The 18,055-nt window shown below is 72.8% G+C and carries 9 protein-coding genes and 1 pseudogene; 3 read left to right on the top strand and 7 right to left on the bottom strand.

Annotated features, from left to right (window positions below):
- A pseudogene (locus tag ACFW1I_RS01060) lies at nucleotides 1-236 on the bottom strand (MarR family transcriptional regulator); the annotation flags it as partial.
- A gap of 297 nt (nucleotides 237-533) precedes the next feature.
- Complete coding sequence (locus tag ACFW1I_RS01055) at nucleotides 534-1,466, bottom strand: NADP-dependent oxidoreductase (RefSeq protein WP_384664848.1); 933 nt, start codon at nucleotides 1,464-1,466, stop codon at nucleotides 534-536.
- A gap of 90 nt (nucleotides 1,467-1,556) precedes the next feature.
- Here ACFW1I_RS01055 and ACFW1I_RS01050 point away from each other — a divergent pair, with 90 nt between their 5' ends.
- The gene (locus ACFW1I_RS01050) at nucleotides 1,557-2,489 is read left to right on the top strand and encodes an AraC family transcriptional regulator (protein WP_384664847.1); all 933 of its coding nucleotides are present in this window, start codon (nucleotides 1,557-1,559) and stop codon (nucleotides 2,487-2,489) included.
- Between the two features lie 32 nt (nucleotides 2,490-2,521).
- On the opposite strand, the gene ACFW1I_RS01045 is transcribed toward ACFW1I_RS01050, so the two are convergent.
- The 5 genes from ACFW1I_RS01045 to ACFW1I_RS01025 form a co-directional block, all read right to left on the bottom strand.
- A complete protein-coding gene (locus tag ACFW1I_RS01045) occupies nucleotides 2,522-3,373 on the bottom strand; it encodes a hypothetical protein (RefSeq protein ID WP_384664845.1) in 852 nt (283 codons plus the stop codon).
- A gap of 76 nt (nucleotides 3,374-3,449) precedes the next feature.
- Nucleotides 3,450-10,829 (bottom strand): DNRLRE domain-containing protein, encoded by a 7,380-nt coding sequence (locus ACFW1I_RS01040; protein WP_384664843.1) that lies wholly within the window; start codon nucleotides 10,827-10,829, stop codon nucleotides 3,450-3,452.
- Between the two features lie 211 nt (nucleotides 10,830-11,040).
- Nucleotides 11,041-11,310 carry a hypothetical protein gene (locus ACFW1I_RS01035; protein ID WP_384664841.1) on the bottom strand — a complete coding sequence of 90 codons (270 nt, stop codon included), beginning with the start codon at nucleotides 11,308-11,310 and terminating at the stop codon, nucleotides 11,041-11,043.
- Nucleotides 11,311-11,332: 22 nt separating this feature from the next.
- Nucleotides 11,333-13,090 (bottom strand): S8 family serine peptidase, encoded by a 1,758-nt coding sequence (locus tag ACFW1I_RS01030; RefSeq protein WP_384664839.1) that lies wholly within the window; start codon nucleotides 13,088-13,090, stop codon nucleotides 11,333-11,335.
- Nucleotides 13,047-14,978 carry a hypothetical protein gene (locus ACFW1I_RS01025; RefSeq protein ID WP_384664837.1) on the bottom strand — a complete coding sequence of 644 codons (1,932 nt, stop codon included), beginning with the start codon at nucleotides 14,976-14,978 and terminating at the stop codon, nucleotides 13,047-13,049. The genes ACFW1I_RS01030 and ACFW1I_RS01025 overlap by 44 nt, the downstream gene beginning before the upstream one ends.
- Nucleotides 14,979-15,080: 102 nt before the next feature.
- Between ACFW1I_RS01025 and ACFW1I_RS01020 the strand changes: the two genes are divergently transcribed.
- On the top strand, nucleotides 15,081-15,803 hold the full coding sequence (locus ACFW1I_RS01020; RefSeq protein ID WP_384664835.1) for a TetR/AcrR family transcriptional regulator: 723 nt from the start codon (nucleotides 15,081-15,083) through the stop codon (nucleotides 15,801-15,803).
- A gap of 389 nt (nucleotides 15,804-16,192) precedes the next feature.
- Nucleotides 16,193-17,932: a lysyl oxidase family protein gene (locus ACFW1I_RS01015; RefSeq protein WP_384664833.1), complete on the top strand. Its 1,740-nt coding sequence runs from the start codon at nucleotides 16,193-16,195 to the stop codon at nucleotides 17,930-17,932.
- Nucleotides 17,933-18,055: the final 123 nt, after the last annotated feature.

Genomic DNA, 18,055 nt, shown 5'->3' with positions numbered 1-18,055 from the left:
CGGGTGGTGGCGCTCTGGCTGAGGACGACGGCGTCGGCGACCTGCTTCATCTGCAGGTGGCCGCCCTCGCCGTCGTGCTGGCGGCTGAGCACGTCCAGGAGCGAGTACTCGCGCACGCTCAGGTCGTGCCGGGACTGCAGGGCGCGCTCGATGTGCGTCTCGATCCTGCCGTGCAGCAGGGACAGGGCGCCCCATCCGCTGGCGAGGGCGGTGAGCGCGGGGTCCGTGGCGGTCATGGGGTCCGTGTCTCCTTCCGGGTGCGACTGCTACCAGGATACGGCATAAGGGAGAATATCGGCCAGGGCCGATATAGCGCTGACGCAATCAAATGCGGGCGGGGACGTGCGCGGGCGGTGGCGACCCCGCCGCAGGGGTGCCGCGGCCGAGCAGTGAAGCCGGCGCGCCTTCGGCGCCCCGGTTTCCCGGTCCATCGGCCTGCCCCGTCGACTCCCGGGAGCCGTCCCGGACGCGCCCCTCGATCCCGGCGCCGACCGCCTCGCCGCGCCGCGGTGTCCCCGCGAACCCGCCGGACGTCAGGGAACGATGAGGACCTTGCCCCGGATCCGGCCGCTCTCGCTCAGCCGGTGGACCTCGGCGAGGTCGGTCAGGGGGTGTGACGCGCTGATGTCGAGGGCGAGCACGCCCGCGTCGACGAGTCCGACGAGCGCCGCGAGGTGGGCGACCTCGTTGCGGGCGACCATGTGCGTCGCGCTGACGCCGGCGTCCTCGTGCGGGGTGATCGGGGTGGCGATCGACACGATCCGCCCGCCCCGCCGGACCAGGGGCGCCAGGGCCGCGGCGTCCTGCGGGCTCAGCGGCACCAGGTTGAGCAGGGTGTCGACCTGGGCGTCCAGCGCGGCGGCCACCGGCCCGGCCGTGTAGTCGATCACCTGGCCCGCGCCCTGCCGCAGGACCGCCTCCGTACTCCGCGGGCCGGCCGTGGCGACCACCTCCGCGCCCGCGTGCCGGGCGAGCTGCGTCACGAAGCCCCCGACGCCGCCTCCCGCACCGTTGACCAGCACCCGCTGCCCCGCGGCCACCTTGGCGTGGTCGAACACCGCCTGCCAGGCCGTCAGACCGGCCACGGGAAGGGCCGCGGCGTGCGCGAGAGGCACGGACGCCGGTGCCGGCACCAGTGCGGCGGCGGGCGCGCGGACGTACGCGGCTGCCGCGCCTCCCCGGTCGAGCCGCCCGACGACCCGGTCGCCGACGGCGAAGCCCGCCGCTCCGGCGCCGACCTCGACCACCGTGCCGGCGACGTCCCAGCCGAACGCGTAGGGCAACTCCACGGGGAGGAAGGACTGCAGCATCCCGGCGCGCAGCGCCGCCTCGGTGGGATTGAACGAGGTCGCGGCGACACGCACCAGCACCTCGCCGAAGGCGGGCCGTGGACGGGGAACGGCGTCGTAGCGGATCGCGGAGGCATCGCCGTACGCGTGGATCCGCGCGGTCTTCATCATCGTCATGCCGCGAATCTACGACCGCGCACAGAGACGATCCATGCGTCAGAGCGCCCCGTTCATACGCGTGCGTCTCGCGCCTCGTACCCTGAGCGCATGGATGTGCTCAGCGACGTGGTCGCAGTGACGCGGACGGGCCGACCCCGGTCGGCGCACGTCCGGTGGCATGCCCCGTGGGGACAGGAGTTCGCCCCCGTGCCGGGGTCGGCGGGCTTCCAGGTGATCCTTCAGGGTTCCTGCTGGCTGCTGACCCCGGATGCCGAGCCCGTCCGACTGGCCGAGGGCGACGTGGTGTTCTTCCCCCACGGCGGCGGGCACACCCTGGCCGACCGGCCCGAACGCGCCGTCACGGCGCCGTCCTGCGGCCCCGACGCCCACGAGCCGTACGCCGCCCACGCCTCGGACAGCGTCGACCGGAGCGGAGACGGCGGACCGGTCACCGTCGTGCTGTGCGGGGCCTACCAGCTCGACCCGGCGCGCGCCCACCCGCTCCTGCGGACCCTCCCCGAGCGGATCCACCTGCCGGCCCACCCGGACCGCCATCCCGAGCTGCGCTCGGCCGTACGGCTCCTCGCCGCCGAACTGGAGCAGCCGCGCCTGGGCACGGGCGCGGTCGTCCCCGGCCTCCTGGACACCCTGCTGCTGTACATCCTGCGCATCTGGTTCGACGACCAGCCCACCCGGGGGGAGACCACCGGATGGGCCGCCGCGCTGAACGACCCGCCGGTCACCGCCGCCCTCCACGCCATCCACCGGGATCCGGCGGCGCCGTGGACGGTGGCGACACTCGCCGCGGAAGCGGGCCTCTCCCGGGCACCCTTCGCCCGCCGCTTCGCCGCGCTGGTCGGCCAGCCGCCCCTCGGCTACCTCACCTGGTGGCGCATGACCACGGCGGCCCGGCTGCTCAAGACCTCGGACGCACCGCTGCGGTCCATCGCCGCCCAGGTGGGTTACGCCTCCGAGTTCGCCTTCGCCCACGCGTTCAAACGCGCCCACGGAACGGCCCCCGGCGCGTACCGCCGGAGCTGATCCGCCGCCGTCGCCCTCGGCGGCGGGACCGGTCAGCCCCTGCGGACCTCACGCGGCGCGTGGCTGTAGTGGGCGTGGCCGCGTTCCAGGGCGACGAAGGTCAGCCGGGCGTTGTCGAGCAGGGGGGAGAGGTCTCCGTCGACCACCCGCGTGGAACCGGAGAGGATCAGCTCGCGGAGCGCCGGGTGGTGCGCGACCGGGGTGAGGGAGGCGAGGTCGCCGCCGTTCTCCAGCTCCAGGCGCCGCAGGTGGGGGAGGGCGGAGACGAAGGCGATCGTGTCGGTCTTGGCGGAGAGCAGGGACACGTCCTCCAGCGCCGTGGCGCCGGCCAGCAGGTCGGGGTGGGTCAGCCGGCCGTCGTAGAGGCGCAGTTCGCGCAGGGCCGGGAAGAGCGCGGCGCCCTCCATGTCGGTGGTGTGCTTCCGGCTCGTCTCCAGCCGGAGCGAACGCAGGGCCGGCTTGGCTCCCAGCGCGGCGAGGGAGGCGCCCTTCCACTCCGGCAGGACGAGGTCGACGAGGGAGGCGAGGAGCGGGAGGGACCGGGCGACGGCGGGCCAGGGGGCTTCCAGTTCCCGGAGTTCCGTCAGGGCCGACAGGTCGAGTTCCTGGGTGGTGGAGGCGGGCAGCCGCAGCCGTTCGAGTCCGGGGCAGCGCGTCACGGGCGAGAGGTCGGGGACGCCGTTCAGGATCCGGAGGCTGCGCAGTCCGGTGATGCCGGGGAGGAAGGCGAGGTCGACGGCGGGGCCGGACTTCCCGCGCGTGGGGGCTCCGACGACCAGCCCGTCGCACGTACCGTCCTCGAACCGCTCGGCGTAGGCGGGATCCCACGGTTCGTCGGCCACGAACATCTCGGACCACCCGTCGCGCCGTCGGGCGATCTTCATGCGTACTCCTCCGGGAAGGGAAAGCAGGAAAAAGAAGAAGGGGGGTGGGGACGGAACGTCCCCACCCCCCGCTCCGTCAGCAGTGAGCGTACTTCCTGGACGGCCGGATCTTGTTGGTCAGTCTCGCGCCGCCGTAGCACTTGTACCGATTGTACAAGCCCTGTTCGAGCTTGCGGAGGCTTCCCTTGCTCCGCTCGTGGTAGCGGATCGACTTGACGTTGTTGAGCTTGCCCTTCTTGTCGTGCTGGTGCATGCGCCGGTGCATGTTTTTCGACTTGCCGACGTAGTACGAGCCGTTCTTGTACTTGATGACGTAGACGCCGCGCTTGCGGGGGGCCTTCCGGGCGTGCCGGTTGAGGTTGCAGCTGGCGTTGTGGACGAGGGTGTCCGCGGTCCCGTCGAAGACGAGGTACGTGTGGACGTTGCCGACGTTGAGGTTGAAGACCAACTGGTCCGGGAGCTCGCCCAGGTTGCGGACGGCCCGGACCGGGTGGGCCGTGTCGTCCGCCGACCGGAGCGCGTCGCCCGGCACCAGGTCGACGGCCTTGGTCCAGCCCTTGTCCTCGACCCACATCGGGTGGTCCGCCGTCGCCATGAGCGGCGGGGTCGACGGGTCGAGGTCCGTGTCGATCGCCACCATGTGCTTGGTGCCGGAGCCGGTGTGGACGTCCAGGACGGGCTGGGCGGTGGTCAGGCCCGTCGCCGGGTCCGTCGCCGCCACCAGGTCGCCCGGCCGGACGTCACCGATCGGCAGGTAGCTTCCATCGGCCATCAGCACGGGGGTGTCCGGTGCGAAGGAGTTGCACCGGGAGCGCCGGAAGGTCCTCTTCGCCCGTGAGGCCGCGCGCTTGACGCGGCCGGCCTTGCGGAGGGCGCGCGCCGCCTTGAAGCCCCGGACCGCGAGGCGGCCGGCGGAACCGAAGGCGACGCCGACGCTCATCTCGGCCGCCTTGCGCCAGTTGCCGGTGGCGGCGTAGGAGATCGCGCCGACGGCGGAGGCGATGTTGCCGATGGGGCCGGGGATGTACGAGGCGATCTCCGCGACGCGGGCGACGCGCTTGAACATCTTCTTGAAGCTGAAGCCCCAGTTCCCGTCGAGGTCCGTGCAGTTGACGGGGTCGCCGCTGCAGTAGTCGTACGGGTTGGCGTTGCCGCCGGGCTCCGGGTCGACCTGGAGGAACCGGCCGAGCGCGGGCGCGTAGAGGCGGGCTCCCATGAGGATGACGTCGTCGAGCGCCTCGGAGGAGCGCTGTTCGGCGCCGAGCCAGCCGTAGCGCTGGGGGGCCTGGCCCTCGGTCGGGACGCCGAACTCGTCGAAGGTGAGGACCTTCGGCGCGGTCATCGCGGTGTCGAGGGTGACGGCCACGTCGCCGTGGAGGTTGGCGAACTGCAGCTCCACGTCGCCGGTCGCGGACGTGGTGGCGGTGAGGTCGCCGTCCGGTCCGGACACGTTGCGGGTGAGGGTGCCCTGGGTGGTGTCCTCGATGATCCAGCGGGGCTCGTCGGAGTCGTCTCCGTAGTGGTTGAGCTTGCTGGTCGCGTTGGCCCAGGTGCCGTCCGCCTGCTTGGCCTCGGTGGTGAAGGCGGTGAAGCGGTGGGCCGGGTCGAGGGACCAGGACTGGCGCTTGTCGCCCACCGTCTGGGAGGCGACGAGGTCGTTGTCCCAGTAGGTGTTGACCGAACCGGTGCCGGTGGCCGTGGTGCGGCCGAAGGCGTCGTACGTGTAGCCGGCGGTCAGGAGCCGGTCGGCGCTGTCGTACGCGCTGGTCGTGACCGTGCCGTTCGCCGACGTGCAGGAACCGTCCTCGGCGGCGGCGTACACCGTCCTGGAGGTGCGGTTCATGCGGCCCGCGACGCTGCGGCCGGCCTCGTCGAAGGCGTAGGCGCGGGTGGTGCAGCCGGCGACGGTGGTCTGGGCGGCCCGGGTCAGGCGGCCGAGGCGGTCGTAGGCGTACTCCTTGCTGTCGGTGGAGTTGGTGTCGGCGGCGACGGCGCCCTGGGTCGTCATGTCCAGGTGCTGGCCGTAGACGACCTCGCCGTCGGAGACCCGGCTGTACGTACGGCCGGTGGCCGCGCCGCTCGCGTTGAAGGTGTCCTTGCGGACGTAGCCGCCGGGGTAGGTCTGCTCGGTGAGCTGGCCGTCGGGGCCGTACTTCGCGGTGAAGGTGCCCGCGACGGAGTCGGTCACCGAGGTGACCATGCCGCGCGGCTCCTGGGCGCGGTCGTAGGCGTAGGTGGTGGTTCCGGTGTTGTCGGTGACCTTGACCGGCTTGCCGAACCGGTCGAACTCGGTCGTGGTCGTGCCGCCGTCGGCGTCCGTGTAGGAGAGCAGACGGTCGAGCGCGTCGAAGGTCCGGCTGATGGTCTTGCCGCCGGCCGTGGTCCTCACCGCGTTGCCGGTCACCGGGTCGTACTCGGTGGTGACCTCGGGGAGGTCCTGGCCGAGGTCACCGGTGATCTTCGTGGAGACGATCCGGTCGGCCGCGTCGTAGACGGTGGTCGAGGTGCGGGTCTTGCCCGCGTTGGTCTCGGTGGTCTCCTCGATGTCGCCGAAGCGGGAGTAGCGGGTGATCCGCTTGACCGGCAGGGTGTCGGGCATGCGGGTGGTGTCCGCGCCGGTGACCTTGCCGCCGGGCAGCGTGACGCACGGCTCGCCCGCCCACTCCGGGCGGTTGCCGCAGGCGGCGTCGTCCGGGTTGGCGCCGGCCGTGTAGAAGACGGTCCTCACGGTGCCGGTGTCGGCGCCGTTCGAGCCCGGCCTGCGGGATTCGACGGCGCGGCCCGCCGCGTCGTACCGGATGGTGGCGGTCAGGTTCGCGCCGCCGGTCACGGCGTCCGTCGTCACCGACGTCTCGGCGCGCAGCGCCCAGCCCGAGGTGCCGCCGATCGGGGTGTCGTAGCCGGTCCTGGTGACCCGGACCTCGACGTCGTTGACGTACCCCTCGATGCGGGCGCCGTCGAGGGTGGTGGTCTCCAGGTGGTAGGCCGCGCCGTCCGGCTTGCCCTCGTCGTACCGGTGCACGGTGTGCTCGCGCGCGACCACCGAGGCGCCGGCGGCGAGGGCGGGCATCGGCGGGTCGGCCTGCGCCGGCACCGCCTCGTCGAGCAGGGCGCGGAAGACCGGACCGGTCTCCTCCAGGAGGTCCTGGCCGTCCCGGCTGTAGACGCTGCGGGAGTCGAGCAGCGCGGCACGGGCCGCGGACTCGTCGGGCAGCGCCAGTTCGACGACCTTCGCGTCCACGTTCTCGCCGAGACCGAGCGCCAGGAGGCGGCCGGTGGCGTCGAGGGTGCGGACGGTGTTGCCGAAGCGGTCGAACTCGGCGGTGTCGATGTCACCGGCCCCGGTCGGCGACCAGGTGGCGGTGTTCACCTCCTGCGCCGAGGCGTTCAGGTAGTGGACGGCGGCCTGCTGGTAGCCGTCCTTGCCGGGGACGGTGGCGGTGGCCGTGTTCACGGCCGGGGTGGACTCGACGTCGAAGACGGCGGTCGCGTCCGTCGGCACGTCCGCCTGACCCCACGCGGCGGCGCTCGCGCCGTCGAGGTCGTACGGACCGCCGGCCGCCTTGGTCAGCGGGACCTCGTAGACGATCGTCGAGGCGGTCTCGCCCTCGACGACGTCCTTGCTGCCCGGCTGCAGCGCCGGACGGCGGACCTGGAGCAGCCGGCCCGGGTCCTGGTCGGCCCCGGCCTTGCCGTAGTCGAACATCCAGGGCAGCTCGCCCGCGGTGTCGATCTTCGCCAGCCGGTTGCCGGAGTCGTACGAGTACACGGTCTTGAGGACCGTCGTGTCCTCGGCCGACGCCTTCCGCGGGTCCCACGCCTCGACCAGACGGCCCTGGGCGTCGTAGCGGTAGGCGGCCACGTCGACGGAGTTCACCGCGTTCGCGGCCGGGTCCCACGACCAGACCCGCACGGCCCGCACGCGGTCCACGACGTCGCCGGGCGTGGTCGCCGTGGCGGTGGTGGCGGTGGCGTAGACGTACTCCATCACCTCGCAGCCGCGCGCCGGGACGGCGCCCGTGCACTGGCCGGTGTCGTCCACGCCCGGCTCGGCCTCGCCGATGACGCGCTTGACGAGGGTGCGGCCGTCGGTCGTGTCGTACACGTACCGGCTGGTCGACGCCTCGTCCGTGCCGGAGACGGCGTCCACGACGTGGACGTCCGAGCCGGTCTGCTTCTTGAAGCGGGTGACCGTGCCGTCGTCGTCGGTGAGGACGTAGTCGGCGCCGGCCGCGGCGAGGATCAGTCCCTCCGCGCCGGGCTCGGGGCTGAACGTGCCGTCCGAGCTCTTCGCGAAGGTGATGGTGGAGTCGTCGTATGCGGTGACGACCGCGACGTCCTTGCCGGGGAAGGTCAGCGAGTGCAGCTCGTTGTCCGTCACGCCGCCCGCCGCGCCGCCGGCCCACTCCGGACCGAACGGGGCGACCAGCTCGCGCAGGGACAGGTGGTCGAAGTACACGGCCTTGCCGGAGTTGGCCGGGAAGCCGTTGTACAGCCTCAGGAAGGCGGTCGTGGCGTCCTTGGGCACGGTGAAGTCGAGCGTCAGCTCGGCCCACGCGTCGGTGTACGGCACCTTCCGGGAGGTCGGCTCGACGTAGCCGCCCGGCGTGGCGAAGCCGGCGTACAGGCGCAGGCCGCGCGCGTGCTGCGGGGACAGGCCGGTCGCCGAGGGCACGTAGGCCCAGGCGGAGAAGCGGTAGGTCCGGCCCGGCTTCATGCCGAGCTGCAGGGCGTTCTGGTCGCCGCCGACCATGGCGAAGGAGTCGCCGCTGGTCTGGGTGGTGGGGACGACCTTCAGCGAGTCGGTGGAGCCGTCCTGGCCGAGCGTCGCGTCCCGGGTCAGCGTCGCCGTCGTCGCCGAGAAGCCGGTCAGGTCCGTGGAGACGTCCTGCTGATTGGCGGTCAGGCGCTGGCCCTGCGGCATCCAGCCGCGGTCCGTGCCCCGGGAGGAGGCGGTACGGGTCGAGGCCAGGCCGAACTCGTCGGCGTCCGTCACCTCGACCGAGTAGTCACCGGTCAGCAGGTTCACCGCACCGGGGCCGACCTCGTCGGAGGCGGCGCCGTCGGCGTCCGGGTCGACGGTGAAGCCGCGCCACTCGCTGATGTACGCCGGGTCCGCGTCGCTGTCGGTGTACAGCGTCGCCCGGACCTGGACGACACCGCCGACCTGGCCGAGGGTCTCCAGGACCGACCAGTTCGCGTACGCGCCGATCTCCGTGAGCCGGGTCTTCGGGGCGGTGATCGGGGTGTTGTCCTGCTTGGTCAGGTTGGCCAGTGGTACGTCGTAGACCGTGGCGCCGGGGCCCCGCCGCCACTGGTACGTGACCCGGGTGTACTTCGGCTGGGCGTCGACCGCGATCTGGACGCGCCGCGCGGTGACCGCGCCCTCGGCGGGCCGCAGCATCGCGCCCTGCCCGACCAGGAAGTCGTACACCACGGCCGTCGAGAGGTTGCCCGCCTTGTCCTTCGCCTGGACGCGCAGCGTGCGGTGGCCGTCGGCGGCCGGGGTCACCGACACTGTCGCCGTACCGGTCGCGGCGACGGTCACGGCCGCCGCGCCGTCCAGCGAGTAGACGTAGCCGGCCAGATCCGTCGAGCCGGCGGCCGCGGTGAAGGTGAACGTGCCCGGGACCCCGCCGCCCCCGTGCCACAGGTTGTCCTGCGGGTAGTCCGTCGAGGAGACGAACGGCGCGCCGGGCTTGGTGGTGTCGACCGTGAAGGTCTGCCACGCCGACCAGGTGCCGTTCCAGTCCTGACCGTCGTAGACCGCGGCCCGCCACTTGTACGAGCCCTGCGGCAGGGCCGTACCGGGCGTCCAGGTCGCGGTGGCGCCGGAGGCGACGTACGCCGAGGTGCCGGACTGCAGGGCGGCCGTGCCGTTCGAGGCCCAGACCTCGAACGTCAGCCGGACCGTGTTGCCGTCGGCGTCGACGGCCTTGGCGGACAGGGTCGGCGTCGTGTCGTTGGTCGCCGCGCCGGTCAGCGGGGAGAGCGGCGTCGCCGCGCCCGGCTTCGTGTTGTACGTGACCGAGAGGTACGGCGTGTTCGAGGCCGCGTTGCCGGAGTTGAACTTCTTCCAGGCGAACTCGTCGGTCTCGTCCGTGGCCCGGATGCCGAGCGTGTTCGTCCCGTTGCCGTTGCCCGCCCAGGCGGCGGCCAGGCTGGTGATGTCGGTGCTCACCCAGCCGTCGGCGCACGTGGACGAGTAGCCCTTGGTGGCCGTGGTGGTGGCCCACTTCCGGTTCCAGTTCGGCTGGGCCGTCCAGCGCGTGGCGGTGGAGGCGGAGCTGGTGTCCCAGATCTCCCAGCTGCGCGCGCTGCACGACCAGGAGTGGAAGTTCCACAGGTTCAGGCTCGACGACTTGATCACCTTGCCGGTGATCTTCGACATCGGGAAGGCGAGGAACGAACGGGCCACCTGGCCCGCGCCGTTGTTGCCGAGCTTGAGCTCCGTCGCGCCCGACTGGTCGGAGGTGAACCCCTGCTGGACGAAGGCGTCGAAGCTGGCGCCGATGTTCACGGCCGGGTCGACCGTGACCGGGAACGTCGTCGCCGGGTCGGCGAGGAAGGCCGCGTCCGGAGTGAGCGTCAGGTCGACCGCGTCACCGTTCTGCGTGACCTTCAGGCCGACGTCGGCGCGGTTCTCGTGCTCGCCCGTGCGCGGGTCGACCGTCGCGTCCCACATCACCGGCGCGGGCAGGACACCCGCCTGCTTGCCGGTGCTCTTGTCCAGGAAGGTCACCGAACGGTCGGCGTTGGCCCTCACCGTCAGGCCCTTGGCCTTCAGCGACAGCGTCACCGAACCGGTGGCGTCGACGGCGCTGCGGTCCTTCAGCTCCAGGAACTGCTCGAAACCGGTGCGGGTCGACTCGATCACCATGTCGGTGCCGGTCGTCACCCCCGGGTAGCGGGCCTCGGTGCCGTGCACCGTCGGATCGGGCAGGGCGCCGCGCCACGACAGGGTCATCCCGTGACCCTCGCCGCTGTCGAGCGAGACCAGCGGGACGGCGGGCGTCTTCTTCTGGCCCGGTTCGCCGCCCGAAGCCTCGATCCGCGCGACCTCGGCGGCCGACGACTCGCCCGCCAGCGCCAGGTCCAGCGGGTGGGCCGCCGCGCGGACCCCGCCGCCGGGCGTCTCGACCAGGCTCGGGTCGACCATCCGCCAGGTGCCGGCGTCGTCCTTGAACCGCACCGGACCCGTGTACGACTCCAGCGACATCGAGCCGTCCGGGTTCGCCCAGCTCGTGGTCGACTCGGTGCGCTCCCCGGTGACCTCGATCCGGCGGTCCTGCAGCCGCGCCATCAGCAGCGCCGACGCGGCGTCCTGCGCCTCGGCCGGCCCCCTGACGTCCTTCGGTTCCTCGGCCGACACCCGGTCGGGTATCGCCGCGGACGCCATCCCCTCCATCAACCCGAAGGTCATCACCAGCGCCGTGGCCAGGGCAATGCGCCTCATCCGGCCAGGCGAAGGCAGCGGATGCCGCTCACGTTGAGCGGACGTCCGTCGTCTCATCCTGTTCGTTCCTCCCTCTGTCGATCACCCGTTGGTGACGAGGGAGGAATTTACCGCAAGCTAATATGGTGTCATTTTCCTTAAATCGGGCGCCAGTTGGTGAAGGGGATCCGGGGTCCGTCGGAGTCCGTCAGAGCGGTCCGCCAGAGGCCCTTCAGAGCGGCCGGCGGCTCGACGACAGGGTCAGGGAGCGCACCCACGGCGCGTGGGAGAGCTCCTCGACCCCGCGGCGCGAAAGCGTGCCGCTGACGACGGACCGGTCCGCGGCGCCGACCTCCACGCCCGCGCCGCGCAGCACCTCGCGCTGCTTTTCCGTGGGGGCCCGCTCCAGAACCACGGTCACCAGGAGGTACCTGACCTCGGGGCCGCCCTCACCGGCGTCGACGGCGGCGGAGAGGGAGGCGTCGAGCTTGGCGTAGTCCATGGCCCGATTCTGCCCCGGCGGGTCACAACAGGGACGCGTCGACGAGCCCGTGCCCCCACTTGGGGTCGAAGGATCCCGGGGCCCCGCCGGGGACCACCGCCGCGGCCGTCAGGAAGGAGCGGATCTTGTCGGGATCGGCGCTGGGGTCGCCCTCCAGGAGGAGCGCGGCGAGTCCCGCGACGAACGGGCAGGCCATGCTCGTGCCCTGGAGGGCCAGCAGGCCGCCGCCGAGCATGAAGGCCCGGCGCACTCCGACGGCGTCGCGGGAGAGCGCGGAGACGATCATCGCTCCGGGGGCCGTCACATCGGGTTTGGGCAGGCCGTCCCGGCGCGGCCCCTCGCTGCTGAAGCCCGCGATGTCGTCCTCGACCAGCCAGGTCGCCAGGCGCTGTGTGCCGTCGATGTCCCGCCACTGGGTCCGGGTCGTGGACGCGGCCACCGTGATCGCGGACGTCGCCGCGCCCGGCGAGCCGATCTTGAGCGCGTCCTGCACGGCCGGACCGCTGAACTGCGGCTGGGGGTCCGCCTCGGCCGTGCCCAGGATCCACACGTCGGCCCGGCAGCTCTCGCCGCCGACCTCCGCTCCCCGCAGCACGAGCCGCCACCGCCGCGACCCGGCGACCGGGGCGGGCGCGGTGGGCTCGACGGCCACGAAGAAGTTGTGGTCCCCGTTGGCCGGGTCGGGGCCGGGCGTGACGATCTGCACGATGCCGTCCGCCAGGTCGTACGAGCGGACCGGCGAGCCGGCGGTCAGGACGCCCTGGAAGCCGGTCGAGTCGCCGGACGGGGACGCGACGGCGACCTCCAGCCGGTCCTCGCCCGCGTACCAGCCGTTCAGCCAGAACAGGTCGGGGGCGCCGTCGATCCGCCCCGGATGGCAGGGCACGGACCGGGTGGCGCCCTCGGTGACCGCGAGCCGCGCGTGGATGTCGTCCTCGCCCTCGTTCCCGGCGGCGCAGCACACGATCCTGCCGGGGCCGCTCTCCTCCTCGATGGCGAGGGACATGACGTCCGTGCCGTCGTGCGGGTCGGAGTGGCCGCCCAGGCTGAGGTTGACGACCGCGGGCATGCCGAGCTCGTCCGCCAGCCGGAACACGTACTGGATGCCGTCGATGATGTGGGCGTCCTGGAAGTCCGTCTTGACCGCGACGATCCGTGCCCCGGGGGCGACGCCCTCGCTGCCGGCCGCGATCCCCGCGACATGGGTGCCGTGGCCCTCCTCGTCGTGCGACAGCACGTCCACGCCCGCCGCGAGTTGGGTGAACTCCGCCCCGTACCTGCCCTCGGGGACCCCGCTGCCGCCGGCCAGGGTCTGGTCCCAGATGCGCTCGACCCGGCCCGCGAAGGCGGGATGGCCGAGGAAGATGCCCGTGTCCACCACGCCGACGAGCACGCCGTCGCCGCTCCGGTCGAGGCGGCTGCGGAAGCCGGGGACTCCGACCTTCGCCAGGGCCACGTCCAGACACGGCCGCAGCTGCGCGGCCGGCACGATCCGTCGCACACCCGGCTGCGCGGCCAGCTCCTCCAGGGCGTCGAGGGGGACGATGCCCGTACGGATCGACCGTCCGCCGTCGTTGATCTCGGTGTCGCCCGCGCCGACGGGCGGGGCGTCCGGGTCGCACTCCACCGACACGACGACCCGCACCGGCTTGGCGCGCTGCTCGACGGAGACCAGCCCCATCATGCCGGCGGGCCTCCTCAGCGGGGCGCGGCGGCGGCCTTCCTGGACGTAGCGCTCATACGCCGCTGCCAGCGGCGGCGCCAACTTCTCGACGGTCATGACCGTCTCCTCCTCGTGTGTCGGCCCCCGTCTGTCGGGTCAGCGCCCACTCCCGGAACTCCGGATGACTCCGCAGGTGCCGCAGGTCCGGGTCGTCCTCCAGGGAGTCGAACCAGTCGTCCAGCAGCTCGGAGTTCCGCATCGACGCCGTGAGGTGGTCGAGCGCCAGGGCGGCGGCCTCCTCCGTGCGCCCGGCCCAGCCGCGATCGCCGTCCCCGGGAGGCGGCCCGATCAGCCGGGCGTAGAAGCAGGCGGCGTTGTACTGGACGAGTCCCGCGATCTGGATCCGGCCCTGGGCCTCGCCCTCGCTCGTCGAACGGGCGGAGGCGGCCCGGTACCGGCGGCTCCTGTCGTACCCGCACGCGGTCCGCAGCCGGCCCTCGCACTCCGCGAAGTCGGTGCCGTCCGTCCGGAGCCGCGCGAGGGACGGCACGGCCGCCTCCGGCTCGAACCGTTCGTGCAGGCCCCGGGCGAGGATCGCGGCGTCGACGGCGGCGCGGGTCTGGTCGCGCAGGCTTCCGGACGGCCGGACCAGCTCGTGGTAGAGCCCGCGGGTCTCGGTCGCCCACCAGCCCCGGAGCAGCGGGACGGTGTCCAGACCCGCGCGCAGGGACGTGAGCACGCGCAGGGAGGCGTCGAGGAAGTGCCGGCGGGCCGCCGCCCGGCTCACCTCCCGGCCCGGTCCGGCGGCGGCCGGGAGGCGCGCCTCGGTCAGGGCCCGGTCCAGGCGCTTGCGCCAGGCCGGGTCGGCCAGCCACGCGTCCAGCCACTCGTCGACCAGGTCCAGGACGATCCCGGCCCGGTAGCGGGGCTGCGCCATCGCCGGGTACGCCGTGATGAGCCCCAGGTAGATCTCCAGGGCCTGGAGGTACCCGTGGGGCGTGCCCTCCTTCAGCAGGGCCAGCTCGGAGCGGGCCAGGCCGTTGGACGGGTCCAGGCCCACCGCGGCGCTGAACTCCCGCTCGGCACGGTCCTTGTCGCCTCCGTTGCGCAGCAGGTCGACGCCGTCCCGGTAGTGCCGCAGCCCACGGCCGTTCTTGGCGCGCCACTTGGTCCAGCGGGGGATGCCCACGGTGCTCGCCACGGCGAGCTGCGCCACCGTGTACGCCGCCTTGTGGACGGCCTCCTCCTCGGACTCCTCCCAGTAGGTGTCCTGGAGGACGCTGCGGTGCGTGGACTTCTCGGAGATGTTCACGGTCACGCCGTATCCCGCGCCGGACCGCTGGACGTGGCCGGTCAGCCGCCACCCGCGCTCCGGGAACGCCGACTGCCAGGCCAGGGCGAGCAGTTTGGTGACGAGGTCGCCGTCCTTGGGCTTGGCCTCGTACAGCACGGTGGGGAGACTGAGGACCGGCTCGCCGCCGGGCAGGGGCGGCGGCGTCTGCACCTGGGTGGCGAGGATGGTGCGCATCTTCGCCGTGCAGGTGGCCGCGTGGCGGCCCGACGCGCCCGGACTGTCGCCGTCGCTCCGCGGATCGGCGTAGATCAGGTCGTCGACCTCGATGGCGATCGAGTCGCCGCGGGCGTTGCGGATCTCCAGGAGCCGCACGAATCCGACGAGCAGGGCGCCGAGGACGACCCAGGTGACGACGCCGGGGGAGAACGGGTACGCCAGGTCCCGCTGCGGGCCCAGGCAGAGCACCCCGTGCTCCAGCAGACAGCCCGTGGTGACGCCGAGCCCGTCGGCGACGGAGACGTCGATGGTCCGGCCCCCGGTCGTGGACGCGGCCGCCAGGGACACCTTCACGGCGAGCACGCACCAGATGACGAGCGCGGCCAGGAGCAGCAGCCGGCTGGTCCACCGGGACACCAGGGGCGCGGCGAGGAACAGTCCCGCGCCGGAGCCGAGCACGACCCACAGCAGGATCGGCAGCCACCAGGGGTCCATGGTCCGGACACCACCCTACGCGTGCACCGTATGCGTACTTCGTACGTTTATGTGGTATATGCTGCTCCGATGGGGGCCGAGTCGTCAAGGGTGGTCCTGGTCATGAGCGGCGAACCGTCGACAGCGCGTCGGGGACGGCTGACCCGCGAGCGCGTGCTGCGGGCCGCGCTGACGGTGGCGGACGCCGAGGGCCTGGCCGCCCTCAGCATGCGCCGGGTCGCGGTGGAGCTCGGCGTGGAGACCATGGCGCTGTACCGGTACACGGAGAGCAAGGACGACCTGCTCGACGGGCTCGTCGAGACGCTCTTCCTGGAAGTGGAGGAGCGCCTGTCGAAGGCCCCGGGGCCGACCGGCGCCGAGGCGCCCGGAGGACCCCCCGTCGGCCTCCCCGCCCTGCGGGACGCGCTGCACGGCATCGCCCGGGAGCTGTACCGGGTCGCCGTGGAGCACCCGAACGTCATCTCGCTGTGCGCGAGCCGCCCGCTGACCGTCCCGCTGGCACGTCGGCCCCTCGCGGTGCTGCGCGTCCACGAACGCCTGCTGACGCTCCTGCGCGCGGCCGGCCTGGACGACGCCGCCGCGCTGCGGGTCTACCGGGCCTTCCTCTCCTGGGTCCTGGGCTACGTCGTGATCGATCTGCGCGCGGTCGTCGACGACCCGGACGAACCCGAGCCCGCCTTCCGGCTCGGACTGCACCGCCTCCCGGCCCGCGACTTCCCCATGCTCCGGGCGTACGGCCCCGCCCTCGCCGAACGCGGCGGCGAGGAACAGCTCGCCGCGGGACTCGACGCCCTGCTCGGCTCCCTGGGTCGCCGCCACGCGTGAGCGTGCCGCCGTGCGCGCGGGCCTCCTCGGCGTGAACCGGCGTACCGCCGCTGCGGAGTGACACCCCGCGCGGGGTGGAGCGCACGTCGAAGCACCGGACCGGCGAGGGGCGTTTTCGGGCCATCGGCGACCGTTCCGGCGCTGCCGTGACCGGAGTCCGTTCCCCGTGGTGGGATGCCCCTCCGGCCGTTCCGTCCGGTGTTCCCCGCGACGGCGCGTTCCGGCCAACATCGTGACGTTTCGGCACGCGGGACAACCGGACGTCCGGTGCCCTCCTCTCACAGCGCGGGTGCACCGAGCACCCCTACCGCGTGAGCCGCGGGGCGGAGGCCGCCCCGGCGGGCCGCGGCCGATGTGCTTCCCCACAGCATCCGGAGGACCAGAGAACGATGAGCACGACGCGCACCCACCGGCTACGGCGACCCCTGCTCGCGGGCACCACGGCCGTCGCCGCCATGGCCGTGACGGTCGGTTTCATGACCGCCGCCCCCGAGCGGGCGACGGCCGCGACGGGGCCGAAGCTGAGCCTCGTCGCGGCGACCGGCTCGGTCACGCTCACCTCGTGGAAGGAGGAGCCCGGCGTCTACCTGGACCTGGGCACCTACCTCACCGCCGAGGGGCGGCCGCTGGAGCTGAAGGTGACCCGGAAGTCCTACAAGGACCCGGTGACGGTCACCCAGACCGTGTTCGAGAACGGCAGGAGCAAGGCCAAGACCCTGCCCCTGGGCACCGTGAAGGACTTCTCCGGACTGCCGGGCTTCGCCGAGATCACCATCACGGACAAGAACGGCAAGGTGGTAGTCAAGCGCGCGGAGAGCTTCTGCCCGAACAACGCCAGCGGACGGATCCGGCCCGACGCGCCCGCCACCTCGAAGTATCCGGAGAGCTGCCCCACCAACCCCTTCACCCTCGGCTCCGTGTGGGGCGTCGAGAAGGGGTGGGCCGCCAACACCTACGCCGGCTCCTACACCGACCCGGTGAAGCTCGCCGCGGGCACGTACACGGCCAAGGTCGGCGTCGCCAAGAAGTACCGGGACCTCTTCGGCATCGCCGACAAGCCTGCCACGGTGAAGCTCACCATCGAGGAGCGCAGCTGGGAGAACGCCCGCGCGGCCGCCGCCGGCGAGCACGCCGGACACGGCGCCGCGCACCAGGCCCCCTCCGCCCACGCCGGGCACGGACCGGGGCACGCCCCGACCCCCGCCCAGGCCGGCGCACCCGAGACGAGCGGCGCGAGCCCCTCGTACAACGTGGGCCACGGGCCGCTCAAGGCCGCGCCGCCGGCCCTGCCGTGGGCGCTGAAGGTGCAGCAGGCCGGACGCGCCGGCGTCCAGGCCGCCGGTGACACCTCCGGGCAGACCGACGGCTCGCGCAAGGCACCCGCCCTGACCCCCCGGTCCGCGCGTCCCACCGGGGCCCCGTCCGTCCCGAACGTCCCCAAGCCCGATCTGCGGTCCCTGCCGGCGTACGGCATCACCATCAGCGACGGCGGCGGCCAGGGCGCGCCCGGCAAGGACTACCTCGCCTTCAGCGCGAACGTCTGGAACGCCGGCCCGGCCCAGCTCGTCGTGGACGGCTTCCGCTCGCCCGGCAAGGCCAAGATGGACGCCTACCAGTACTTCTACGACGCCCAGGGCAAGCAGGTCGGCTACACCCCGACCGGCACCATGGAGTGGGACCCGCGCCCCGGCCACGTCCACTGGCACTTCACCGACTTCGCCAGCTACCGGCTGCTGAAGGCCGACAAGAAGGAGGCGGTCCGCAGCGGCAAGGAGGCGTTCTGCCTCGCCAACACCGACGCCGTCGACTACACGGTGAAGAACGCCAACTGGCACCCCAACAACACCGACCTGTCCACCGCCTGCGGCCAGGAGAACTCCATCTCCGTCCGCGAGGTCCTGGACGTCGGCTCCGGCGACACCTACACCCAGGACCTGCCGGGCCAGTCCTTCGACATCACGGACCTGCCCAACGGCACCTACTACATCCAGGTCCTCGCCAACCCGGCCAAGCGGCTGAAGGAGACCAACCTCGACAACAACAGCGCCCTGCGCAAGGTCGTCCTCGGCGGCACCCCCGGCCGGCGGACCGTCAAGGTCCCGGCCCACGAGCTGGTGAACGCGAACTGACCCCGGCCTCGGCCCCGTTGCACCCGCCGGGGGCCGGCCCCCCACCGGCGGGCGGGGGGGGGACGGCCACCCCCCGGGTGAGGGCCCCGCGCACAGAGGTGCCGCGACCGCGAGCGCCCGGGG

It is taken from the genome of Streptomyces sp. NPDC058955, assembly GCF_042741435.1.
In the GTDB taxonomy this organism is placed as follows: Bacteria; Actinomycetota; Actinomycetes; order Streptomycetales; family Streptomycetaceae; genus Streptomyces.
The sequence above is the reverse complement of the archived record's forward strand: the minus strand, read 5'-3'. Positions and strand labels throughout refer to the sequence as shown.

What these genes read in the sequence shown, in the direction of transcription:
- ACFW1I_RS01030 (WP_384664839.1), bottom strand. Translation starts at nt 13,090, where the DNA reads ATGACCGTCGAGAAGTTGGCGCCGCCGCTGGCAGCGGCGTATGAGCGC.
- ACFW1I_RS01035 (WP_384664841.1), bottom strand. Translation starts at nt 11,310, where the DNA reads ATGGACTACGCCAAGCTCGACGCCTCCCTCTCCGCCGCCGTCGACGCC.
- ACFW1I_RS01020 (WP_384664835.1), top strand. Translation starts at nt 15,081, where the DNA reads ATGAGCGGCGAACCGTCGACAGCGCGTCGGGGACGGCTGACCCGCGAG.
- ACFW1I_RS01025 (WP_384664837.1), bottom strand. Translation starts at nt 14,978, where the DNA reads ATGGACCCCTGGTGGCTGCCGATCCTGCTGTGGGTCGTGCTCGGCTCC.
- ACFW1I_RS01015 (WP_384664833.1), top strand. Translation starts at nt 16,193, where the DNA reads ATGAGCACGACGCGCACCCACCGGCTACGGCGACCCCTGCTCGCGGGC.
- ACFW1I_RS01050 (WP_384664847.1), top strand. Translation starts at nt 1,557, where the DNA reads ATGGATGTGCTCAGCGACGTGGTCGCAGTGACGCGGACGGGCCGACCC.
- ACFW1I_RS01045 (WP_384664845.1), bottom strand. Translation starts at nt 3,373, where the DNA reads ATGAAGATCGCCCGACGGCGCGACGGGTGGTCCGAGATGTTCGTGGCC.
- ACFW1I_RS01040 (WP_384664843.1), bottom strand. Translation starts at nt 10,829, where the DNA reads ATGAGGCGCATTGCCCTGGCCACGGCGCTGGTGATGACCTTCGGGTTG.
- ACFW1I_RS01055 (WP_384664848.1), bottom strand. Translation starts at nt 1,466, where the DNA reads ATGACGATGATGAAGACCGCGCGGATCCACGCGTACGGCGATGCCTCC.